At 66.4% G+C, this 22,050-nt stretch carries 17 protein-coding genes; 7 read left to right on the top strand and 10 right to left on the bottom strand.

Annotated elements, in window-relative coordinates:
• Positions 1–10 precede the first annotated feature (10 nt).
• The 3 genes from AC07P1_RS08535 to AC07P1_RS08525 are packed head-to-tail and all read right to left on the bottom strand — an operon-like array spanning position 11 to position 3,048.
• On the bottom strand, positions 11–355 hold the full coding sequence (locus AC07P1_RS08535; RefSeq protein ID WP_494695355.1) for a hypothetical protein: 345 nt from the start codon (positions 353–355) through the stop codon (positions 11–13).
• A 37-nt stretch (positions 356–392) separates the two neighbouring features.
• Entirely contained in the window at positions 393–2,576 is a 2,184-nt protein-coding gene (locus AC07P1_RS08530; protein ID WP_494695354.1) for a xanthine dehydrogenase family protein molybdopterin-binding subunit, read from the bottom strand.
• A gap of 1 nt (position 2,577) precedes the next feature.
• Positions 2,578–3,048 (bottom strand): (2Fe-2S)-binding protein, encoded by a 471-nt coding sequence (locus tag AC07P1_RS08525; RefSeq protein WP_494695353.1) that lies wholly within the window; start codon positions 3,046–3,048, stop codon positions 2,578–2,580.
• Between the two features lie 288 nt (positions 3,049–3,336).
• Between AC07P1_RS08525 and AC07P1_RS08520 the strand changes: the two genes are divergently transcribed.
• The 4 genes from AC07P1_RS08520 to AC07P1_RS08505 all read left to right on the top strand — a co-directional run bounded on the left by AC07P1_RS08520 (position 3,337) and on the right by AC07P1_RS08505 (position 7,878).
• Complete coding sequence (locus tag AC07P1_RS08520; RefSeq protein ID WP_494695352.1) at positions 3,337–5,274, top strand: phosphatase PAP2 family protein; 1,938 nt, start codon at positions 3,337–3,339, stop codon at positions 5,272–5,274.
• A gap of 72 nt (positions 5,275–5,346) precedes the next feature.
• Positions 5,347–5,901: a hypothetical protein gene (locus AC07P1_RS08515; protein ID WP_494695351.1), complete on the top strand. Its 555-nt coding sequence runs from the start codon at positions 5,347–5,349 to the stop codon at positions 5,899–5,901.
• A gap of 55 nt (positions 5,902–5,956) precedes the next feature.
• Positions 5,957–6,250 carry a hypothetical protein gene (locus AC07P1_RS08510; RefSeq protein WP_494695350.1) on the top strand — a complete coding sequence of 98 codons (294 nt, stop codon included), beginning with the start codon at positions 5,957–5,959 and terminating at the stop codon, positions 6,248–6,250.
• 92 nt (positions 6,251–6,342) lie between these two features.
• On the top strand, positions 6,343–7,878 hold the full coding sequence (locus tag AC07P1_RS08505; RefSeq protein ID WP_494695349.1) for a carboxylesterase/lipase family protein: 1,536 nt from the start codon (positions 6,343–6,345) through the stop codon (positions 7,876–7,878).
• Between the two features lie 173 nt (positions 7,879–8,051).
• Here AC07P1_RS08505 and AC07P1_RS08500 read toward each other — a convergent pair whose 3' ends face one another.
• On the bottom strand, positions 8,052–9,176 hold the full coding sequence (locus tag AC07P1_RS08500; protein WP_494695348.1) for a mechanosensitive ion channel family protein: 1,125 nt from the start codon (positions 9,174–9,176) through the stop codon (positions 8,052–8,054).
• 186 nt (positions 9,177–9,362) lie between these two features.
• Here AC07P1_RS08500 and AC07P1_RS08495 point away from each other — a divergent pair, with 186 nt between their 5' ends.
• From AC07P1_RS08495 to AC07P1_RS08485, 3 genes are read left to right on the top strand one after another with little or no spacing between them, the layout of a single operon-like run.
• Positions 9,363–11,645, top strand: coding sequence for an alpha,alpha-trehalose-phosphate synthase (UDP-forming) (locus AC07P1_RS08495; RefSeq protein WP_494695347.1), 2,283 nt, complete (start codon positions 9,363–9,365; stop codon positions 11,643–11,645).
• A 22-nt stretch (positions 11,646–11,667) separates the two neighbouring features.
• On the top strand, positions 11,668–12,471 hold the full coding sequence (otsB, locus tag AC07P1_RS08490) for a trehalose-phosphatase (RefSeq protein ID WP_494695346.1): 804 nt from the start codon (positions 11,668–11,670) through the stop codon (positions 12,469–12,471).
• Positions 12,468–14,327: a glycoside hydrolase family 15 protein gene (locus AC07P1_RS08485; protein WP_494695345.1), complete on the top strand. Its 1,860-nt coding sequence runs from the start codon at positions 12,468–12,470 to the stop codon at positions 14,325–14,327. Before otsB ends, AC07P1_RS08485 begins: the two co-directional genes overlap by 4 nt.
• Before the next feature lie 199 nt (positions 14,328–14,526).
• Here AC07P1_RS08485 and AC07P1_RS08480 read toward each other — a convergent pair whose 3' ends face one another.
• From AC07P1_RS08480 to AC07P1_RS08455, 6 genes are all read right to left on the bottom strand, one after another.
• Positions 14,527–16,485 carry a hybrid sensor histidine kinase/response regulator gene (locus AC07P1_RS08480; protein WP_494695344.1) on the bottom strand — a complete coding sequence of 653 codons (1,959 nt, stop codon included), beginning with the start codon at positions 16,483–16,485 and terminating at the stop codon, positions 14,527–14,529.
• Between the two features lie 125 nt (positions 16,486–16,610).
• The gene (locus tag AC07P1_RS08475; protein ID WP_494695343.1) at positions 16,611–18,632 is read right to left on the bottom strand and encodes an AsmA family protein; all 2,022 of its coding nucleotides are present in this window, start codon (positions 18,630–18,632) and stop codon (positions 16,611–16,613) included.
• A gap of 12 nt (positions 18,633–18,644) precedes the next feature.
• Complete coding sequence (locus tag AC07P1_RS08470) at positions 18,645–19,394, bottom strand: glycosyltransferase family 2 protein (protein WP_494695342.1); 750 nt, start codon at positions 19,392–19,394, stop codon at positions 18,645–18,647.
• The gene (locus AC07P1_RS08465; protein WP_494695341.1) at positions 19,394–20,032 is read right to left on the bottom strand and encodes a class I SAM-dependent methyltransferase; all 639 of its coding nucleotides are present in this window, start codon (positions 20,030–20,032) and stop codon (positions 19,394–19,396) included. Before AC07P1_RS08465 ends, AC07P1_RS08470 begins: the two co-directional genes overlap by 1 nt.
• A complete protein-coding gene (locus AC07P1_RS08460; protein WP_494695340.1) occupies positions 20,029–20,835 on the bottom strand; it encodes a PIG-L deacetylase family protein in 807 nt (268 codons plus the stop codon). The genes AC07P1_RS08465 and AC07P1_RS08460 overlap by 4 nt, the downstream gene beginning before the upstream one ends.
• The gene (locus AC07P1_RS08455; RefSeq protein WP_494695377.1) at positions 20,823–21,836 is read right to left on the bottom strand and encodes an acyl-CoA dehydrogenase family protein; all 1,014 of its coding nucleotides are present in this window, start codon (positions 21,834–21,836) and stop codon (positions 20,823–20,825) included. Before AC07P1_RS08455 ends, AC07P1_RS08460 begins: the two co-directional genes overlap by 13 nt.
• Positions 21,837–22,050: the final 214 nt, after the last annotated feature.

The following is a 22,050-nucleotide window of genomic DNA, read 5'->3' as shown; positions in this document are numbered from 1 at the left end:
TCTCGTCGCGCTAGACGACGAGCAGCCAATTGGGTCGCTGGGGCCCATCGGAGATATAAGAATGATAATTCGCGAGCGGCGGCTCCGCATGCGATTGCGTCAGCGGCTGGGCGGCCACGCCGCTGTCCTCCAGCACGGAAGCCTGCACCGCGTGGTGGCAGACTTCGCAGTCGCTATGGACTTTGACAGGTTTGCCGTGATCCGGATCTTCGTCGGACTGGGCCTGGTGCTCATGGCCGTGGTGGCCGAAGTGGCTCACCTTGGCCGGCTCGTGCTGGCAATAGACGGCCGCCATCGACCAGGCGTACTGGATCGGCAGTATGGTCAGCAGCAGGATGAGCAATAGCTTTTTCACCGGACTATTGTAGCAGCCCGCCGCCGGCCGTGGTCCATCAAGCCTTTTTTAGCTGCTCCGGACGCAACGGCATCTCGCGTACCCGCTTGCCGGTGGCCGCGAACACCGCGTTGGCCAGCGCCGCGCCCACGCCCGCCGTTCCCGGCTCGCCGATGCCACCCGGCGCCTCCGTGCTCCGGACGATCTCCACCTCGATCACCGGAGCCTCGCTCAGGCGCAGGATGCGGTAATCGTGGAAGTTACTCTGCTCGACGCGCCCGTCCTTGAAAGTGATGGCGCCGAACAGCCCCGCCGTCAGGCCGTAGTTGATGCCGCTCTGGATCTGCGCCACCACTGTGTCCGGATTGACGACGTGGCCGCAATCGACCACGCAAACCACGCGCTTGACCGCCACCTCGCCGTCGTCGTTGACGCTGACGTCGACCACCTGCGCCAGATAGGTGCCCCAAGCCCGCATCAGCGCGATGCCCCGGCCGGACCGTGCCGGCAGCTTTCCGCCCCAGCCGGCGCGCTGCGCGGCCACTTTCAGTACGTGGGCCGCGCGCGGCTGCTTGTCCAGCATCGCCAGACGGTAGGCCAGCGGGTCCCGGCCGGTCCTTTCCGCCAGCTCGTCGATGAAGCCCTCCAGCACCGCCATGTTGCGGGTCGGGCCGACGCCGCGCCAGAAGCCGCTCGGCACAGGTCCGTCCTCGCGGGTGTACTCGACGCGCATGTTCGGAATATCGTAGGAGAAGGTGTCCGAACCCTCGACGTTGTCGGTGTCCAGGCCATTTTGCAGGAAGGACGGCGCGAACGTGGCCAGATTCGACGGCCCCGCGATCTTGTGCGAGAACGCCACCGGCATGCCCTTGGCGTCGAGCGAGGCCGACACCGAATGCGCGTACAGGCCGCGCACCAGATCGTGCTGGATATCCTCCTCGCGGCTCCACACCACCTTCAGCGGCCCCTTGACCTGTTTGGCCAGCGCGGCCGCCTGCACCACGTAATCGGTGTACAGGCGGCGTCCGAAACCGCCGCCGACCAAGTGGTTGTGCAGCGTGACCTTTTCCGGCGCCAGTCCCAGCACCTTGGCGGCGTCGTCGCGCGCGCGGGCGGGCACCTGCGTGCCGACCCAGATCTCGGCGCTGCCGGCCTTGGCGTCGTAATGGACGGTGCAGTTCATCGGTTCCATGGTCGCGTGGGCCAGCATCGGATTGATGTAGACCGCCTCGACGTGATTGGCGTCGGCGGCGATGGCCTTGAGCGCGTCGCCGTCGTTGCGCGCCACCTTGCCGGGCTTTTTCAGCGCGTCGAGCATGATGGCGCGGACATCGTCGGTCGACAGCTTCGCGTACCGGCCATCGCCCCAGGTGATTTCCAGCGCCGCCAGTCCCTGCTTGGCGTACCAATAATTATCGGCCACCACGGCCACCGCGTTCTCAAGCTTGATGACGCCACGCACGCCGCGCAGCTTGCGCGCCTTGGCGTCCTTGACGGATTTGAGCTTGCCGCCGACGACCGGGCTGGCCGCCACCACGGCCACCTTCATGCCCGGCACCACGGTATCGATGCCGAACAACGCGGTGCCGTCGGTCTTGCCCTTGGCGTCGAGGCGCTTGAGCGGTTTGCCGATCAATTTGAAGTCTTTCGGATCTTTCAGCGCGATCTTCTCCGGCACCGGCAGCCTGGCGGCCGCTTGCGCCAACTGGCCATACTTGATGCGGCGGCCGCTGGCCGCGTGCACCACTTCACCGTGTTCGGCATGGCAGCTGTCCGGCGCCACCTTCCACTGGTCGGCTGCGGCCTGGATCAGCACCATACGCGCGGCCGCGCCGGTCTGGCGCATCGGCTCCCACATCAGGCGGATGGAGGTCGAACCGCCGGTGAACTGGTCGCCGAACGGCGCGCCATAGACTTTCGCATCGGGCGGCGCGTGGCGCAGTGCGATCTTGTCCATATCGACTTCCAGCTCCTCGGCGATCAGCATCGGAATGGAAGTATAAGTACCCTGCCCCATCTCCACCTTGGGCATGGTGAGGGTGATGGTATCGTCGGCGCCGATGGCGATGAAGGCGTTCAGGTCGGCCGGCGCAACGGATGCCTTGGCGGCGGAGGTGGCGGCGAACGCCTCACCCGGCAGCGACCAGAAGCCGACCATCAGGCCACCGCCTGCGGCCGCAGCGATTTTCAGGAAGCCGCGGCGCGATTGTCCGATGGACCCGGGGTTGAAGGGAGCGTTCATCTCAGGCCCCCTTCAGCAGTGGCGACTTGGCGGCATCCTTGATCGCCGCGCGGATGCGGGTATAGGTGCCACAGCGGCAGATATTCCCGGACATGGCATCGTCGATATCGGCGTCGGTCGGCTGCTTGTTCCTGGCCAGCAGCGCGGCGGCGGACATGATCTGGCCCGATTGACAGTAGCCGCACTGGACCACCTCGGCGGCGATCCACGCCTGCTGCGCGGCCTTGCCGGCCGGCGTGGCGGACACGCCCTCGATGGTGGTGATCTTCTTGCCCGCGACCGCCGACACGGGCAGCACGCACGAGCGCGTGGCCTCGCCGTCGACGTGCACGGTGCAGGCGCCGCACAGCGCCATGCCGCAGCCGAATTTGGTGCCCATCATATGCGCCTCGTCGCGCAGCACCCACAAAAGCGGCATATCGCCCGCGACATCGAATTCCCGGCTCTTGCCATTGATTTCCAACTTAACCATGTGCGGCTCCTTAACAGATAAAGGATAAAGCCACACTATAGACAGATATATCCTCCCAACAATACTCCCCAAAAGTGATAACACAACCCCGGGGGTCAGGTCCGACATTCGGACATTTGGGAACTTTCGCCCCGCTCAAAAGTTCCCAATTTTCGTCCTTTGTCCGAATGTCGGACCTGACCCCGGGGTTTATTTTGCTTGGAAGCGGTTCCAGGCGGTGGTGGTAATCGCCATGTCATATGACGTCATTACTCTATGGCCTTTTTACATCGACCATTGGACCCTCACATGCTTCTCGTTCCGTCGCGCCCCCTTATCCTCGCCATCAGCATCGCCGTCGCCCTGAGCGCCTGCGGCGGTTCCAGCAATGACGATCAGGTCGTGGCCGTTCCGGCGGCGCCGGCCGACCAGGGCGCGGCCGACGTGGCCCCGGTGCCGACCGTCGCCGCCTTCGTCGATACCGCCGCCACCAACCAGCGCGGCGACGCCCGCTACGCGACCCTGGACACCAACGCCGGCGTGCGCGTGCTCGCAGGCATGCTGCAGATCTGGAAACCGCTGACCGAAATCGTCGACGCCGGCGTGACCGCGCCGGCCGTGGGCAACTTCCCGGCCGTGACGGCGTCCGCCTGGACCGGCGTGCCGAACGACGGCACCAACGGCGGCACCATCCTGAACCAGGCCGTCCACAACGCCAATATCGACTACGTCGTCAAGGCCACCGCCAACCGCACGCCGGAACAGGCGCTGGCCGCGTATCTGGACGACCGCCGCAACAAGGGCTATAGCGTCAGCGACGGCATGGGCCCGCTGACCAACGCCTGGCGCACCGCCGCCCAGCAGACCACCACCATCACCTCGATCGCGGCCGACGCCACCACCGTGCTGTACAACGATGGCGGCAACAACAACGGCGTCGGCGGCAGCGCCAATCCGACCTTCGGCGCCGTCGTCGATCTGGTCAACATGGTCGGCGCCAACGGTTCGACCGAGCCGGCCAAACGCTTCTATAAATATGCCCGCCCCTACCGCTGGAGCAGCGCGGTGCAGGTGCTGCCGGCACTGGTCCCGGCCAAGAGCTCGACCCCGACCACCGACGGCGGCTTCACCAGCGGCCACTCGGCCGAATCGGTGCGCAACGCGCTGGCGATGGCCTACGCGGTGCCGGAGCGCTATCAGGAAATCATCAGCCGCGGGCTGGAACTGGGCGAGTCGCGCATCCTGGCCGGCATGCATTCGCCGCTCGACGTGCTGAGCGGCCGTATCCACGCCCAGGCGGTGGTCGCCGCCGCCATGGTCGACCCGGCCAATGCCGCCAAGAAGACGGCCGGCTACGCGCAGGCGCACAGCGCCTTGATGGCCGCGACCTCGACCACGCCGACGACCTTCACCGCGTTCGCCCAATCGGGCAGCGACCGCTTCTCGGACTACGCCACCAACAAGGCCAATTACCTGCGCCGCATGACCTACGGCTTCGCGCCGATCGCGCCGACCAACGCGCCGGCCTCGGTGCCGAAGGGCGCCGAAGTGCTGCTGGAAACCCGCTTGCCCTACCTGAGCGACGCCCAGCGCCGCGTGGTGCTGAAAACCACGGCCGTGGCCTCCGGCTATCCGGTGATGGACGATCCTGAAGGCTGGGGCCGACTCAACCTGTTCGCGGCGGCCGACGGCTACGGCGCCTTCGCCGGCAACGTCGTGCTGGTGATGGACGCGTCCAAGGGCGGCTTCAACGCGGCCGACCGCTGGCGCAACGACATCGGCGGCAGCGGCAAGCTGGTCAAGCAGGGCAGCGGCGCGCTGAAACTGGCCGGTAACAACACCTGGACCGGCGGCACCGAACTGACCGCCGGCGCGCTCGAAGGCGTGTCGTCGACGGCGTTCGGCAACGGCGACGTCTACGTCAGCGGCGGCACCCTGGTCGCCAACACCGCTTCCCAGCTGAAACTGGCGCGCGCGTACACGCAGCTGGCCGGCGCCACCACGCTGGAGCTGAACGCGCTGGGCGGCGCCAAGGGCACTATGACGGTGGCCGGCACCGCCACCATCGCCGGCGGCACCTTGCGCGTTAAATTCCCGGGCAGCTACAAGCCGAAGGCGGGCGAGAGCATCATCGTGCTGAGCGCGGGCAGCCTCAAGGGCCGCTTCACCAGTATCGCGGTGGAAGGCTTCCCCAACGTCACGCCGGTGTACAGCGCCACCACGCTGACGTTGACGGTCGGTAGCTAACTCTTCCGCTCTACCGGTATCATGGGGCATGATTTGATCATGCCCTTTTTTATTGGATAACGCGGATACCCGATGAACGACAACGACCAGACATCGCACCCCCAAGGCGATTTTTTCAACGCCGACCGCTTTCACAACGACCTGCTGAATTTCTCCAAGCAGATCGCCGGCTGCGACAAACTGGTGCGCATGGCGAATATCAGCCTGAACCAGATCGACGCGCGCATCGCCGAGGCGGCCAGGATCGAGGCCAAGGCCGCCGCCATCGTCGACGCCACCGCCAAGGAGGCGGGACGGGTGGCGGCCGAATCGGCCAGCATCGCGGTGGCCGACATGATGGGCAAGATGGCGGCGGTGACCAAGGAGGCCGAACAGGTCGTCCAGGCGATCAACCGCAGCCGTGGACAAACGGGCTTGTGGATCGCTTTTTACATCGCCTGCACCTTGGTGATGTGCCTGCTCACGGCGTGGATTACGCAACGCATCGCCAAGTCATCGGCGATCACCCCTGAAATCACCGAGTCGATCGCGCTGGGCGAAAAGCACGAGACCTTGCTGCGCAAGGCGACCGACAAGGAACGCAAGCTGATCAACGAAATCATCGCCCGCAAACCGAAATCCAAGTAGCGTCAGATACCGGTGGGATATTTGACCGGGCTAGCGCCCCTGACTATGATGGGGTATGGAAGCGCGCCTGATCAAACTCGAAGAATTTGCCACCGAAACGAGGCAACGGCTCGCGAAGATCGAATTGCGCCTGGAGCAAACCGCAACCAAAGCGGACATCGCCGATATCCGCGCCGATATGCAAAAGTCCAGCGCTGATATTCTTCGCTGGATGATCGCCACCGCCACCGGACTTTTCGTCGGTTTTGGCGGATTGTTTTTCATGATGAGCAATTCAATGAAGAGCCCCGCCCCCATCGTCATTTACGCCCAGCCACCGGCCATACCTCCCGCCGCAGCCAAACCTTAACCACGTTGCCTCGGTCATCGCAATCAATATCGTTGCCCCGCTTGGTGATTATCAGAATTGCATCACCGATGCATCCACGGCAGACTCCCGCCATGAAAACATTATTAAGCGCCGTGCTGATCACGGCAATCGGCTGCGCGTCCGCCAACGCGCGGCAAGTGGAAGTAGCCGGCGGCAAAGTCGCCGGCCAGCCCATGGCCGACGGCAGCAGCATCTATTACGGCATCCCTTACGCCGCCGCGCCGACCGGCGAGCTGCGCTGGAAGCCGCCCGCGCCGCGCGCCGCCTGGTCCGGCGTGCTCGACGCCACCAAAATCGCGCCGGCCTGCGCCCAGGGCGATACCGGCTGGAACAAGGGCTTCCTGGCCACGATGCGCGAGGATTGCCTGACGGTGTCGATCCGCACGCCGGCGGCCGCCACCGCCACGAAAAGCAAGGCTCGGCTGCCGGTGCTGGTCTACCTGCACGGCGGCTCCAACGCCTACGCCGGCGCCGGCGACATGGCCGAGGACGCGCTGCACCTCGAGGGCATCGTCCTGGTCAAGGTGCAATACCGGCTGGGCGCATGGGGCTTCCTCGGCCTCGACGCGCTGCGCGAAGAAAGCCCCCACCGCGCATCGGGCAACTACGCGCTGCTCGACCAGCTCGCCGCGCTGAAATGGATACAGGCGAATATCGCCACCTTCGGCGGCGACGCCGGCAATGTCACCATCACCGGCAACTCGGCCGGAGCGTTCGATGCGCTGCTGCTGACCATGTCGCCGCTGTCGCAAGGGCTATTCAACAAAGCGATCCTGCAGGCGCCGGCGCCCGGCGCCCCCCGCACCACGCAGCAAAACGAGGCGATCGGCAACGTGCTGCTGGACCGCCTGAAACTGCCGCGCGGCGCCGAAGGCCTGGCCAGGCTGAGACAACTGCCGGCGGCGACCGTCGACGCGGCCGCCGCCAATCTGCCGACACCGGACGGCGTCGATCCGAGTTTTATCTGGGAACAGCAAATCATCGACGGCCACGTGGCGCCGCTGCCCTACGCCGAGGCGTACGCCAAGGGCGCGGGCAAGGATATTCGCGTCATCATCGGCAGCAACAGCCAGGAGCTGGGCTCGGATCGCAAACCGGAGACGGTGCCGGCGTTGCTCGCGGCGGCGTTTGGGAAACAGGCGCAGGCGGGAAGCGCGCTGTACCGTGACGACGCCGTGCTGGGCAGCGTGCCGACGCAATTGATCACCGATATGTGGTTCCGTTGCCCGGCCAGCTGGATGTCGCAACACATGGCCGATCCGGCGCGCGTGTGGCGGTATGAGTTTGGGCTGGGCGCGCCGGGCTCGGGCAAGCCGCCGGAGCACACGTCGGAAATGGATTACGTCTATCGCGCGACGCCGGCCAAGGCGCTGCCGGGTGAGTGGCCACCGGTTCAGCGGTACTGGGCCAACTTCATCCGCAACGGCGATCCGAATGGCGCGGGATTGCCGCGCTGGCCGGCGGTGGGGCAAAAATCGTGGGAGGCGGCGGCGTATCTGGATATCGCGCCGGCCGGTGTCGAAGCGCGCAGGGGGTTACGGGCGGCGCAGTGCAGGTTGATGTACCGGGAGCGGGATTATCCGCAGTCGGCGACGGTACCGAATTAGGCGCTAGCGGCGCTTGCATGGCGGATTACGCTTCGCTCGAATTTACGTAGGGCGGATTAGGCGGAACGCCGTAATCGGCCATGCCTGCGCCGCCGACGGAGCCTGCATGGCCGATTACGCTTCGCTAATCCGCCCTACGTGATGTAGAAGATTTTTAGAGGGTCGTATCCTGATTACGGCGCCGGGCTGTCGGCGACGTGCGTGGCGCGCTTGCCCAGGCTTTCCTCTTGCGGACCGGGCGCGTCGAGCACCGGACGCAGGCGCGGCAGCGAATCGGGATAGTTGGCCGCCACGAAGGCGATGATCGCTTCGCGGATTTCGCAACGCAGGTCGAAGGCGGTGCCGGAATCCTGCGCGCTGATCAGCAGCCGCAGCTGCATGCCGCGGTCGTCGGCGTCCGTCACGTGCAGCACGCACACCCGCTTGTCCCAGCGCGACGACGCGTGCGTGATGCGCTCGAACTCGGCCCGTATCGCCGGCACCGGCACGCTGAAGTCCAGCCACAAAAACACCGTGCCGAGTATCGACGACGAGGTATGCGTCCAGTTCTCGAACGGATTTTCAATAAACCATTGCAGCGGCACGATCAAGCGCCGCTCGTCCCAGATCCGCACCACGACATAGGTGCCGGTGATGCGCTCGACCCTGCCCCATTCGCCTTTGACGATCAGCACGTCGTCCAGGCGGATCGGCTGCGAGAAGGCGATCTGCAGGCCCGCGATAAAGTTGCCCAGCACCGGCCGCGCCGCGATACCGGCCACCAGGCCCGCCACGCCGGCCGAGGCCAGCAGACTGGCGCCGAACTGCCGCGCACCCGGCAATGTCAGCAAGACAAACCCCAGCCCCACCAGCCCGATGATGAAGTTGGCGCTGCGGGTGAGCACGGCCGTCTGCGTCAGCAACCGGCGCGCGCGCAGGTTGTCGGCGGCGTCGACCGGATTGACGTCGGTGATGGTGCGCTTGATGGAATTGACGCAGGCGATCGCCAGCCAGGTCAGACAAATGATCAGCAGCACGCTGTTGATCCGCGAGATCGGCAGCAGCAACGGCATGTTTTCCGGCGCGCCCGTCAACACCAGGCGCAGCGCGAACAACGCCATGCACAGCTGGCTCGGACGGTAGCCGTACTTGATGGCGTTGGTGGTGTAAGGGCGGTTGCGCGCTATGCGGCGCAGCAGCATAATGCCCGCCCGATGCAACAGTAGAGCCACGGCAACAAAAATCACGGCGCTGACGCCCACCACTGCGGCGGCACGCCACGGACCCTCTTGCATATCGGAGAAATAGTCTAGTTCCATGGGCCTGATTCTAGGGGACTCTGCAATGTTGCGGCGCGCCATTTGCCCGCATGCGTGCGCTAGCGAACAAAGGTTTTTCCGCTATGAATGAAACAATAGAGGAGCTGAGGTCGATTGCCACGCATCCCGAAAAATTGATGCAGCGGTTGTTTTTCTATCCTGCAATCACACCTGAGGACTCCTCCAATGCTTTCACGCTCTGTAAAACTATCATTACGTTTCATGCTCCCCCTGGCGATCCTGCTGGGACTGTTCGCCTACATCGTCGTCCCGCTGATGGACAACCTGACCCTGCGCTGGTCGGTGCGCGATCTGGATAACCGCTCGCAACTTCTTGCCGCCACCTTGCAGGTGCCGCTGCGCGAGGATGTGCTGCTCAACGACAAGGCGCACATCAAGAAGCTGTTCGACGGCGCCATCGAAGACGAGCGCCTGTTCGCGCTGGGCTTCTGCGATCCTTCGGGCAAGCTGCTGTACAAAACCTCCACCTACCCGCAATCGTTGGGCTGCTGGGAAAAGCCGACCGACGGCAGCAAGCAAAAATCGCTGGTGCAATTGCCACGCGGCCCGGTACACGTGGCCGACACCGCGATCGAAGACAACGGCACCGGCCTGGGCCGTCTGATCCTGGTGCACGACATGAGCTTCATCGAGCGCCGCAGCGCCGAAACCACCAAGTACGTGCTGATTTTCTTCGCACTGCTGGGCGTGGCGATCGCCTTCCTGACCCTGCTGGTGTCGCACCTCAGCTGGCGCGGCTGGCTGGCCAGCCTGAACGACGTGCTGCGCGGCCAGCTGCTGCCGCGCGACGACAAATCGACCGCGCCCGGCGCGACGCCGCCACCGCCGCCACCGGAGATGGAGCCGCTGATCGGCGAGCTGCGCAGCCTGCTGGAGGAATACCACGAGGAACGCCAGAGCAGCAGCAGCAACAATAGCGCCGAATGGGCGCCGGAAAAACTCAAGGCCCTGCTGCAACAGGATCTGGCCGGCGACCAGGTGCTGGTGGTGTCCAACCGCGAGCCCTACATCCACGAGAAAAACAAGGATGGCACGATCCGCGTGCGCCGTCCGGCCAGCGGCCTGGTGACCGCCGTCGAGGCGGTGATGCGCGCCTGCTCCGGTACCTGGATCGCCCATGGCGCCGGCAGCGCCGACCGCGAGACGGTCGACCGCAACGACCACGTGCCGGTGCCGCCGAAAAATCCGAGCTACACCTTGCGCCGCGTGTGGCTGACGGAAGAAGAGGAAAAAGGCTACTACTACGGCTTCGCCAACGAAGGCCTGTGGCCGCTGTGCCATATCGCCCACGTGCGCCCCGTGTTCCGCTCGTCCGACTGGGACGAGTATGTCAAGGTCAACCGCCGCTTCGCCGATGCCGTCATCAAGGAAGCGCGCACCGACAACCCGGTGGTGCTGGTGCAGGATTACCACTTCGCCCTGCTGCCGCGCATGGTGCGCGAGGCGCTGCCGAAAGCGACCATTATCACGTTCTGGCATATCCCATGGCCTAACTCGGAATCGTTCGGTATTTGCCCGTGGCGCGAGGAAATTCTGGAAGGCATGTTGGGCAGCACGATCCTGGGCTTCCACACGCCGTTCCACCGCAAGAACTTCCTCGACACCGTCGACCGTTACCTGGAAACCCGTATCGAGCCGGAGGCGTCGACCATTTCGTACGGCAACGAGCTGACCCAGGTCGAGGACTATCCGATCTCGATCGCCTGGCCCGACTATCCGGACACGCAGCCAGTGGAACAGTGCCGCACCGAGATCCGCCAGATCCTGGGCGTGCCGGAAGACCACCTGCTGGCCTTCGGCGTCGACCGCCTCGACTACACCAAGGGCATCCTGGAGCGCTTCCAGGCGGTCGAGAGCATGCTGGAGCGCCATCCGGGCATGGTCGGCAAGTTCAGCTTCGTGCAGATCGCCGCGCCCAGCCGTTCGGACCTGGAGGAGTACATGAACTTCGAACAGCGCGTGCGCAAGCTGGCCGCGCGGGTCAACGACCGCTTCGGCAGCGACGGCTACCTGCCGATCATCCTGAAGATAGAGCACCACGAGCAATCGGAACTGCAACGCTACTTCCGCGCCAGCGAGGTCTGCATGGTGACCAGCCTGCACGACGGCATGAACCTGGTGGCCAAGGAATTCATCGCCGCGCGCGACGACGAGCGCGGCGCGCTGGTGCTGAGCCAGTTCACCGGCGCCGCCCGCGAACTGCACGAGGCCTTGATCATCAACCCGTACCACATCGAGCAGGGCGCCGAGGCGCTGTACCGCGGCCTGACGATGCCGCCGGTCGAGCAGCGCGAACGGATGCGCAGCATGCGCGACCGCGTGCGCCGCTTCAACGTCTACCGTTGGGCCGGCCACATGTTGCTCGACGCCGCCCGTCTGCGCAAGCGTGAAAAAGTGATGCAGAAGATCCGTTCCCACAGCCGCGGCAACCTGCGCCGGGTCAGTTAACCTAGCAGGTATAAAGACAAAGATGATGACACTCGAAACCAACCCGGCGGACACGACGAACACCGGCGCGTCCGCCGACAACCAAGCTTTCCTGCTGACCGACTGGCCCGATTGCAGCCTGTTCCTGGACTTCGACGGCACCCTGGTCGACCTGGCAGAAACACCGGACACGGTGGTGGTCGTGCCGGGCCTGGTGGAAGCGCTGGCCACTTTGCGTGACAAGCTGGGCGGACGCCTGGCCATCGTCAGCGGCCGCCCGATCGAGCAGATCGACGCCATGCTGGCGCCGCTCAAGCTGCCGGCGGCCGGCGTGCACGGCGCCGAACGGCGCGCGGCCGACGGCGAGCTGCACTACATCACGGTGCTGCCGCTCGACCATGCCCGCTCGCGCCTGCAACCGCTGGTGGCGCAATATCCCGACCTGTTGCTGGAGGAAAAACGCGGCGCGCTGGCCCTGCACTACCGCCTGGCGCCGGGGCTGAAGGAACTGTGCGAGCAGGTCATGCAAGAAGCGCTCGACGCCAGCCCCGGCATGGTACTGTTACATGGAAAAATGGTGCTGGAGCTCAAGCCCGGATCGAGCACCAAGGGCAGCGCCCTGGCCGCGTTCATGCAGGAAGCGCCCTTCAAGGGTCACAAGCCGGTGTTTGCCGGCGACGACACCACCGACGAAGCCGGCATCGCCTACGCCCAGCAAACGGGCGGCATGGGCGTGAAGATCGGCCCCGGTCCGAGCGCCGCGCTGCGCCGCCTCGCCTCGCCGCAGGAATTGCGCGCGCAGCTGGTGCAAGCGGCCACCACCCTGCCTCATGGAGACAAACAATGACCAGCACAGCAACCGATACCAATTCCGCCGCACACACCAACCCCAACGAGGCCGCGCCCGGCAAACCGGTGACACCAGAGGCGTCGCTGAACTGCGGCGTCATCGGCAACTGCTCGTACAACGCGCTGGTCGACCGCAGCGGCAACATCGTCTGGTGCTGCCTGCCGCGCTTCGACGGCGACCCGGTGTTCAACGCCCTGCTGGACAATTCCGAGAACGGCAGCGTCTGGAGCATCGAGCTGGAAAATTGCGTCAAGACCGAGCAGTTCTACGATCCCAACACCGCCGTGCTGCGCACCCGCCTGATGGACGCCGACAACCACGGCATCGAGATCACCGACTTCGCGCCGCGCTTCACCAGCCGCGACCGCATGTTCCGGCCGCTGATGCTGATCCGCCGCATCCGCATCCTCAACAGCGCGGTGCGCATCCGCGTGCGGCTGCGTCCGCGCTTCGACTGGGGCCGCGAGGCGCCCGAGATCACGCGCGGCAGCCACCACATCCGCTATGTCGGCTCGGACCAGACCTTGCGCCTGAACACCGACGCCTCGCTCAGCCACCTGCTGTCGGAGACCTGGTTCCTGGCCAACAGCTCGCTGAACTTCATGCTGGGGCCGGACGAAACCCTGAACGACGGCATCGAGGACGTGTGCCGCCGTTTCGAGAAGGAAACCATCAACTACTGGCGCAACTGGAGCCGCCGCCTGGCGCTGCCGTACGAGTGGCAGGACGTGGTGATCCGCGCGGCCATCACCTTGAAAATGTCGCTGTACGAGGACACCGGCGCCATCATCGCCGCCATGACCACCAGCATTCCGGAAGCGCCCGGCAGCGCGCGCAACTGGGACTACCGCTTCTGCTGGCTGCGCGATGCCTTCTTCGTGGTGCGCGCGCTCAACAGCATTTCCGAGGTCGGCACGATGGAGGAGTATCTGCGCTGGCTGAGCAACATCGTCGCCAGCTCCAAGGGCGGGCATATCCAGCCGCTGTACGGCATCGGGCTGGAGGAATTCCTGCCCGAGTCGACGGTGGATCATTTACCGGGCTATCGCGGGCACCAGCCGGTGCGGGTCGGCAACCAGGCGCAGGAACACTTCCAGCACGATGTGTACGGCAACGTGGTGCTGGGGGCGGCGCAGGCCTTCCTCGACCACCGTTTGCTGAACCGCGCCGGCGTGGCCGAGTTCGCGCATCTGGAGGCGGTCGGCGAGCAAGCCTTCCGGGTCCACGACCAGCCGGACGCCGGCATGTGGGAATTGCGCACGCGCGCCCGGGTACACACCTCGTCGATGCTGATGAGTTGGGCGGCATGCGACCGGCTGGCCAAGATCGCCAATGTGCTGGAGTTGCCGGAGCGCGCCGCGCACTGGCAGGCGCGCGCCGATCAGATCCGCGAACCGCTGCTGCGCGACTCGTGGAGCGAGAAGCGCCAGGCGTTCTGCGAGAGCCTGGGCGGCGAGGATCTGGACGCCAGCGTGCTGCTGATGGCCGAGGTGAACTTCATCGATCCGAAGGACCCGCGCTTCGTCAAGACCGTGGAGGCGCTGGAGAAGTCGCTGTGCGACGGTCCGTACATGCGCCGCTACGAGGCGCCGGACGATTTCGGCAAGCCGGAGACGGCGTTCAACATCTGCACCTTCTGGCGCATCGACGCGCTGGCGCGGATCGGCCGCAAGGACGAGGCGCGCGAGATCTTCGAGACCATGTTGAAGGCCAGGAATCATCTGGGGCTGCTGTCGGAGGACACGCACCCGGTCACCGGCGAAATGTGGGGCAATTTCCCGCAGACGTATTCGATGGTGGGCTTGATCAATTGCGCGATGCGCCTGTCGGCGCCATGGGACAGCGTGGTGTAAGCGGGCGTTGTCGGCGGCTCGCCGATGGCGGATTACGGCGTTCCGCCTAATCCGCCCTACGTGTCTCCGTGGCGGCGGATCGTGCGGTGGCATTGAATGAACCCAACGGCCACGACACGTGAATGGCCTCGGAAACACGTAGGGCGGATTAGCGCAGCGTAATCCGCCACGCGCCGCCAGCGGCATGTCCCAGGGCCAATCACGGCGCCCGCCCCAACCTGCCCAGGACCGCCTCGATCGCATCGAAATCCACCGGCTTGGTCAAATGCTCGACAAAGCCGGCCTCTTTGGACAAGGCGCGGTCGTTCTCCGCGCCCCACCCGGTCAACGCGATCAACGCCATGCCATCGAGCGCGGAATTCTTGCGCAGCGCCTGCGCCAGCTCGTAGCCGTTCAAATTCGGCATGCCGATATCGATCAACCCGACCTCCGGTATCCAATCCTCCACCACCTCCAGCGCCTCGATGCCGTCATTGGCCACACGGATGCTGTGCCCCTTGAACTCCAGCAAACTCGCCAGGGTCTGCGCCGCGTCGGCGTTATCGTCCACCACCAGTATCCTCAACATATCGGTGCGCAGCGGCGCCGCCAGTTGATCGTCCGCCGGATGCTCCGCTTCCAGCGCCACGCTCAACGGCAAACGAATCGTGAACGTGGTGCCGCCGCTATGCGTGCCGCCGCTGGCGACGCTGATACTACCGTCATGCATCTCCAGCAGCCGCTTGACCAGCGACAGGCCGATCCCCAGGCCGCCGTGCGACAAATCCATATTCCTGCCGACCTGGTTGAACATATCGAAAATGAACGGCTGCGACGCCTCCGGAATACCGACGCCGTTGTCCTCGACCGAGATGACGATCTGCCCGCCCTCCCGCACCGCGCTCAAATCGATCCGGCCGCCGGGCGGCGTGTACTTGGCCGCGTTGTTGAGCAGGTTGCCCAGCACCTGCACCATGCGGGTCGGGTCGACCAGCACCTCGATGTCCTCGTCGGGCATGATGACATACAGGCGATGGCGGGCGTTCTCGATCATCGGCGCGTTGGCCTCCACCGCCGACGCGACGATGCCCTGCAGCGAAACGCGCTCCTTCTTCAGATCGATCTTGCCGCCGTTGATGCGGGCGATATCGAGCAGGTCGTCGACCAGCCGCACCATGTGCGTGACCTGCCGGTCCATCATGTCGCGCATGCGCTCGACCATCTGCGGGTTGGCGCCGCTCAGCTTGAGGATATCGAGGCCGCTGCGGATCGGCGCCAACGGATTGCGCAACTCGTGCGCGAGCACCGCCAGGAACTCGGTCTTGCGCCGGTCCACTTCGGACAAATCGGCCGCCAGCCGGCGCAGGCGCGCCTCGTTCTCCTTGCGCACGCTGACGTCGGTGAACAGCAACGCCACCTTGCGGCTGTCGGCGTCGCCGACCCGGCTGGCGTAGCCTTCGAACCAGCGCCCGCTCGACTGCGCCTGATTCTCGAAGCGCACCGGTTGCCCGGTCACCGCCACTTGCGCATAGGTGTCGATCCAGTAAGAGCCGATATGCGGGACCACCTCCTTGATGGTTTTGCCGACGACATCGCCCAGGCCGTAGATCGCGATGCCCGCCGGATTCATCTCCAGCACCTTGTAATCGACCGCCTGGCCGGCATCGTTGAAGATCACATCGATCACGGAAAAGCCTTGGTCCATCGAATCGAACAGGTTGCGGTAGCGCTCCTCGCTGCTGCGCACCTGCTCATAGAGCTGGCGCAGTTGCTCGTCGTCGGCGCGCTCGCGGGTCAGCTTCTCGTTGAGCAGCGCCAGCTCGGCGTCGACCGCCCGGTTGATCACCCCGCGCACCTTTTTCCCGACATATATGAAAAAAACGCCGACCACCACGAACAGCGCCAGCGCGACCTGGTCGCGGTAAGAACCCACGTACAAGCTGCCCAGCGGGAGGAAAATCGAACAGCCGTAAAGGAAGCCGGCGAGCAGGACGATCGCGGCCGGACCGCTGCCCAGCACCACCGCCGCCAGCGCGACCAGCGGCACGAACAGCAGAAAGGGAATCCGGTTGCCGACGATGAAGGAGACGCCGATCTGCAACATCAACGCAAACACCGACAAGCCGACACCCACGACATAGCGTAGTCCAGGTGGAAGTTTATTTGCGGAAAGCAGCATTGGAAGTCCTTGGTTTTCCCTATCATACCAAGCGACAACCCCGACCAGTAAAACGACCTCGGCTTTAACGCCTATAGCTCAAGTTTTCGCCGCTGCGTCTTGCGATGACGCAAATATCATGCAGATTATTTCTTCACGGGCTGGGGTTTCGAGCCATGCCGGACCTGGGTCGCTTGCTTGAGCGCGGCGGCGCAATCGACCGCTTCGACATTGCCGGGATTGATCAGCGGCACCACCGCCGCCAGCGGATTGATGAGGCCCAGCGCCACGGCCGCGCCGGCCTTGAGCGCCAGCGGCCCCTTGGCCACGCCCACGTCCGGATTGGCGAAGGTGCCCCGGGCGTACAGCGGCGTGCGCAGCGAAATGATGCGCACGCCCTTGGTCTTCGGCTTGACATCGAGGTTCAGGCGCTCGTTGGCCAGGTCGATGCTGCCGGTGACGTCGATGACGGCTTCGTCGGTGTCGACGACGAAGCGCCGCGTTTGCGCCTGGCCCTTCTCGACGACGAAATCGCTGGCCACGCAGTTCAGCTGCACCTGCTTGTCGCCGAACAGTTTGACGAAGACGGCGTTGGCGATGTTCAGGCCGGCCGCCTCCAGCACGAACTTGCTGACCGAGCCCTCGCTGACGGTGGCGCCCAGTTCGCCGCTGGCGGTCGCCAGCATCGCCGACACGGAGTTGCCGGTGCCGGCCAGCGCGGCGTCGCCGTTGACCTCGCCCACGCTGGCCTGCATCGATTGCAGTTTAGGGAACAGCTGGCGGATCTTCAGGTGCCGCGCGGCCATCTTGATCTGCGCCTGGATCGGGTTCTTGCCGCCGTCCAAGGTGATGTTGGAGGTGACGTTGCCGCCGGCCATGCCGAAGTTCAGCGGCGTCAGGGTCAGCACCTTGTTCTTCATGCGGATACGGGTTTCGATGTCCTCCAGCGGGATATCATGCGTGCGCACCAGCTTCTTGCCGGTGAATTTGACGTCGGCGTCGAGCGCGTCCCACTTGGCGGTGTTGAACTGTTCGACCGGCAGCGCCTTGCCCGCCGGCTGGTTCGGCTTCTTGTCGCGCGCCACCTTGTCGGCGTTGCTCTCGGCGCCGATGGTCGGCCCCAGGTCCGCCAGCCGCAGCTGGTTGGAAGTCAGGGTGCCGGTCAGCAGCGGACGCGGCTTGCGCGGGCTGTAGCTCAAAGTGCCGTGCAGGTCGCTGGCGCCGACGGTGCCGGTGAAGTTGCGGTAGGTCCAGCTCCAGACGCCGCCCTCGTTCCTGCCGCCCAGGCGGCCCTTGGTCGCGTAGGCCGGCGTCTCCGGCAGCAGCACGCCGGTGAGCGGATACAGGTCCGCCATGCTGGCGCCGGCCAGCGACAGCGACAGATCGATGCCCGCCAGCGCGCGCGGATCGGTCAAGGTCCCCTCGATGGCGATCTTGTTCTTGCCCAGCATGGCGTTGGCCTGCACCGGGAATTTGCTGTGTTCGTCCTGCAGCGACAACACGGCGCCGGTCTTGCCGCCGCCGGTCACCGGCGCGCCGCGATACGTGCCGCCCAGTTCGAAGCGCATGCCGTAGTTTTTGGCGTCGGCGTCGTTCGTATCGATCGTGGTGGCCTTGGCGCGCAGGTCCAGCTTGATGCCGTCGTCGAGATAGCGCAGGCTGCCCGCGCGGAACGCCAGGCGCCGGATATCGACCTCCCACTCCGACGGGCCGTTGTCCTTGAAGGTCCAGGTGTTGCTGCCGTCGGCGCGGCGCTGGGCCGCCACCTCCAGCTTGTCCAGTTCCAGGTTGGTGATCACCACCTCCTTGTGCAGCAGCGGCAGCGTATGCATGGCGACGACGATATTGCCCACGCTGGCCAGGCGCGGGCCGGTGGTGGTCCACGCGGGATTGACGACATACACATCGCTGGCGCTGATTTCAGGGCGCGGCACATAGCGGCGCCATCCCTGCTCGGCCGGGTCGCCCTGGCGGAAGCGCACGTCCAGGTCGCCCTTGATGGCGAACTCACGCCCGATGGTCTGCGACACCTTGTCGTTGATGTAGGGACGGGCGCGGTTCCAGTCGAACGTCAGCACCAGGATGACGAGTGCCACCAGCAGCACCAGCAGTGCGGCAAGGAAATAGCAAAGAATGGTGAGGGGGCGCGATCTTCTCATGCGGTTCATGCTACGCCTCGATCAAACCGCGTTATGTGAACTACTCAACAAAACGGGCAAATCCGCCGGCAGGGCGGCGCGGGCGCTGGCCGCGTAGCGCAGCAAGGTGTCGCCGAAGCCGCCGCTGGCCTTTGGATCGCGGCGGGCGCTGGTCACCACGCGCGGCGCCGAGCTCCAGGCAAAGCGCGCGCCGCAGCGCTCCAGCGCCGCCACCAGTGCCACGTCCTCGCCGCACGCCAGCGCCTCGAAGCCGCCGGCGCGCAGATAGGCCGCCGCCGACACGCCAAGATTGGCGCCGTGGATGTGGCGGTGGCCGTCGGCGTCGGTGTAACCGAGGTGGAAGCGCCGGCGCAACGCCTCGGCGTCGTCCAGGTGCGGCGACCAATCGTCGACGGCGATGGTGCCGCAGACGACGTCGACGTCCAGGCCCAGTTGCACCGCCAGCCACGCCGGCGAGACGCGCGTGTCGGCGTCGGTGAAGGCCAGCCAGCGGGCGCCGAGCGCCAGCAGACACTCGGCGCCGGCCGCGCGGGCGGCGCCGACGTTGCGAAACGCGACCGCGATGCCGACGACGACGCAGCCGCCGTCCGCGCCTTGCAGCGCGTGGCGCTCGACGATGGCGCGCGAGCCGTCGCCGCAGCTGTCCAGCACCACGACGACGCGCACCGCCTCGCCGTCCAGCGCCGCATCGCCGGCGGCGACACGGACCGCCGCCAGGCACTGTTCCAGTTCGCGCTCCTCGTTGTGGGCCGGGATGATCACGCCGATCATCAGGCCAGCCCCTCCTGCTGCGCCACCGAATCGGCGCTCGCGGACCAGACGTCGAGCAGGAAGTCTTCCTCGCAGTGGCGCACCAGGCGATGCAGCCCTGGCGTCGCGTCGAACACGGTGTGCATGCTGTCCGTGTTCAGCCGGCGGTCGGCGAACGGCCGGCGCCAGTGGCACATGACCAGCGTGCCGCCTTCGGCCAGGCCCTCGACGCAGCACTGGCGCAACCGCAGCAAGGCCTGTTCGTCGACGTAGTAGGCCATCTCGCTGATGACGATCAGATCGAACGCCGCCTCGACCGGCCAATCCTGCGGGATATGCTGCTGGCGGATCGTCACGCGCGCGGCGTCGCTGGGCGCCTCGCGCAGCATGCGCCGGCGGGTCAGCACCACCGCCTCGGCCGACAGGTCGCTCGCCAGCAGGCGCTCGGCGCGGTGGGCCAGCGCCGCCGTCAGCTCGCCGTTGCCGCACGCCGGCTCGAATGCGCTGCGATAGCGCTGGCGCGGCAGGGACGCCAGCAGGATGTCGCGCTTGCGCTGCTCGTACCAGCGCTGGCGCACTTTCCACGGATCGGCGTCCTGCTGGTACAGCTGCTGGAAGTGCGCGAGCGGATCGAAGTTGGAAGGGAGTGAGGTCGTCATGTGAAGTAGATTTCGTAGGGATGCAGCAAACGCGCCAGCACATGCGGCGGCAGGATGGCCGGCTGGCCGGTGGAGGGATCGTCGTGCAGCTGGCTGGTGAAGCAGCCGGCCGCCTCGCGTTTACGCCGCACTACATCCTCGCCCAGCGCCAGGCGGCGCGCCCGGCGCCACGGCAGGCGCGCGTCGCCCGGCGCGGCCCAGTGCCAGCTCCAGACGGGCATCTCGACCAGGGTCGCGCGACAGGCGCCGGCGGCCATCGCGGCGGCCAGCCCGCACGCCTCGTGGTCCGGATGGCCGTCCTGGCGCCAGGTGACGAAGACCACGTCGTCGGGCCGCAGCATTTGCCTCAGCAACGTTTGCAGTTGTTCCAGCGATGCCGCGACCGCGCCGTCCGGAAGCCGGGCGCGCACGATCCGCGGCGCGGGTTTGTCGGGCGACGCCCCAAGCCCCGGCCCCAGGCCCAGCGCGCGCAAGGCGGCGTCGGTTTCGCGGGGGCGCAGGCGCGCCAACTGTTCCGGCGTCATTGTCGTCGAACCCGGATGGCTGGCCGCGCCATCGGTGACCGCCACCAGCACCGTGGGGCTGCCTTGCGCCGCCAGCAGTTGTAGTAGTCCGCCGCAAGCCAGCACTTCGTCGTCGGGATGCGGCGCGACGATGACGGCGCGGCGTCCCGGCGGCACCAGCGTGGCGACGGACACCGGCGGCAGATCCTGTAATCCGCCCCAGGCTTGCCAGCTGGCGTCGGGCGTGCCTTCGCCTTCGATGTGGCGCGCGGCGGCGTCGGGGCCGGTCATAGCGCCCATGGCGACCCCGCCGACTCGGACAACATGCGTCCCAGCGCCGCCAGATCGCGTTCGGCATGGCTCTGGCGCAGAAACACGGGCAAATCGGCCGCCAGGCGCGCGAAATGCGGATCGCGGCACAGCGGCGTGGCGCCCAGCGCGCGCGTGGTGTGCTGCAGCACCAGGGTGGCCGCCGCCTCGACGGCCAGGCGCGCGCGCAGCGCCAGCACGCCGGCGTCGGCATCCGGATCGGCGTCGATGGCGGCGGCCGATTCGCGCAGCACCGCCGCCGCGCCGGCCAGCGCGATGTCGACCAGGCCAAGCTGCGCCAGCCGATGCGGATCGGCCGCCCGGCGCAGCGCGGCGGTGCGCGCCGCCGCGTGCAGGGAATCGGCGATGGCTTGCGCCGCCCCGTACCAGCAGGCGGCGATGCCGGCGCCGCCGTGCCAGAATCCCGGACGCCGCACATACGACCCGGATGCGCCCACCAGGCGGGCCTCGGCATCGTCGAACACCACGTCGACGCTGGCGCTGCCGGCCATGCCGACGGCGTGCCAGCCCTCGGCCGTCACCGTCACGCCGGGTTGGCCGAGGGCGACGGCGGCCAGCCAGGGCATGCCCTCCCCGTCCCAGCAACTGACCAGCGCGTGGTCCAGCGTCGCGGCGCCCGAACACCAAAGCTTGCGTCCCGACAGGCGCACCGCGCCCCCTTCTGAACGATGCGCCACGACCCTGCCGTCGGGCGGTTCGGCGCACCAGACGCCCCACAGCGCATCCGGCGCGGCCGGCGCCCCCAGCTCGGCCAGGATGGCGAGGGCGTCGGTGTGGCCTTCATAGAGCTTGAGCAGGCTCAGATCGTGGCCCGCCACCTCCGCCAGCGCGCGCCAGCGTTGCGCCGTGGCGCCGCCCCCCGGCGGCGGCAGGCGGTCCAGCCCACCCGCCACGATGCGCCGCAGCAGCTCCCCGGCGGTGGCCGCGCCGCCGCGCTCGGGCAGCAGCAACCGGCGCAGCGCGCCGGGCATGTCGCTGCCGGGCGCGGGGGGCGGCGGAGGGGCGGACGGGGAGGCCGCGATGATCGATAACAGGGCCGGCATGACTATCCATTCGAGACGTTGTGGGAGACGTTCTCATCATGCTGCGGCGCCACCGGGCTGTATGTTCGCTCGGACACAATAGTCGCCAATCAACCGCGACACCGCGCTCCGCCGTGACGGGTAGAATGAAAGACCGGCGCTT

Source organism: Duganella sp. GW821-FHT07F09 (genome assembly GCF_059418705.1).
Note: the sequence above shows the minus strand (reverse complement) of the source record. Positions and strands in the feature narration are given on the sequence as shown.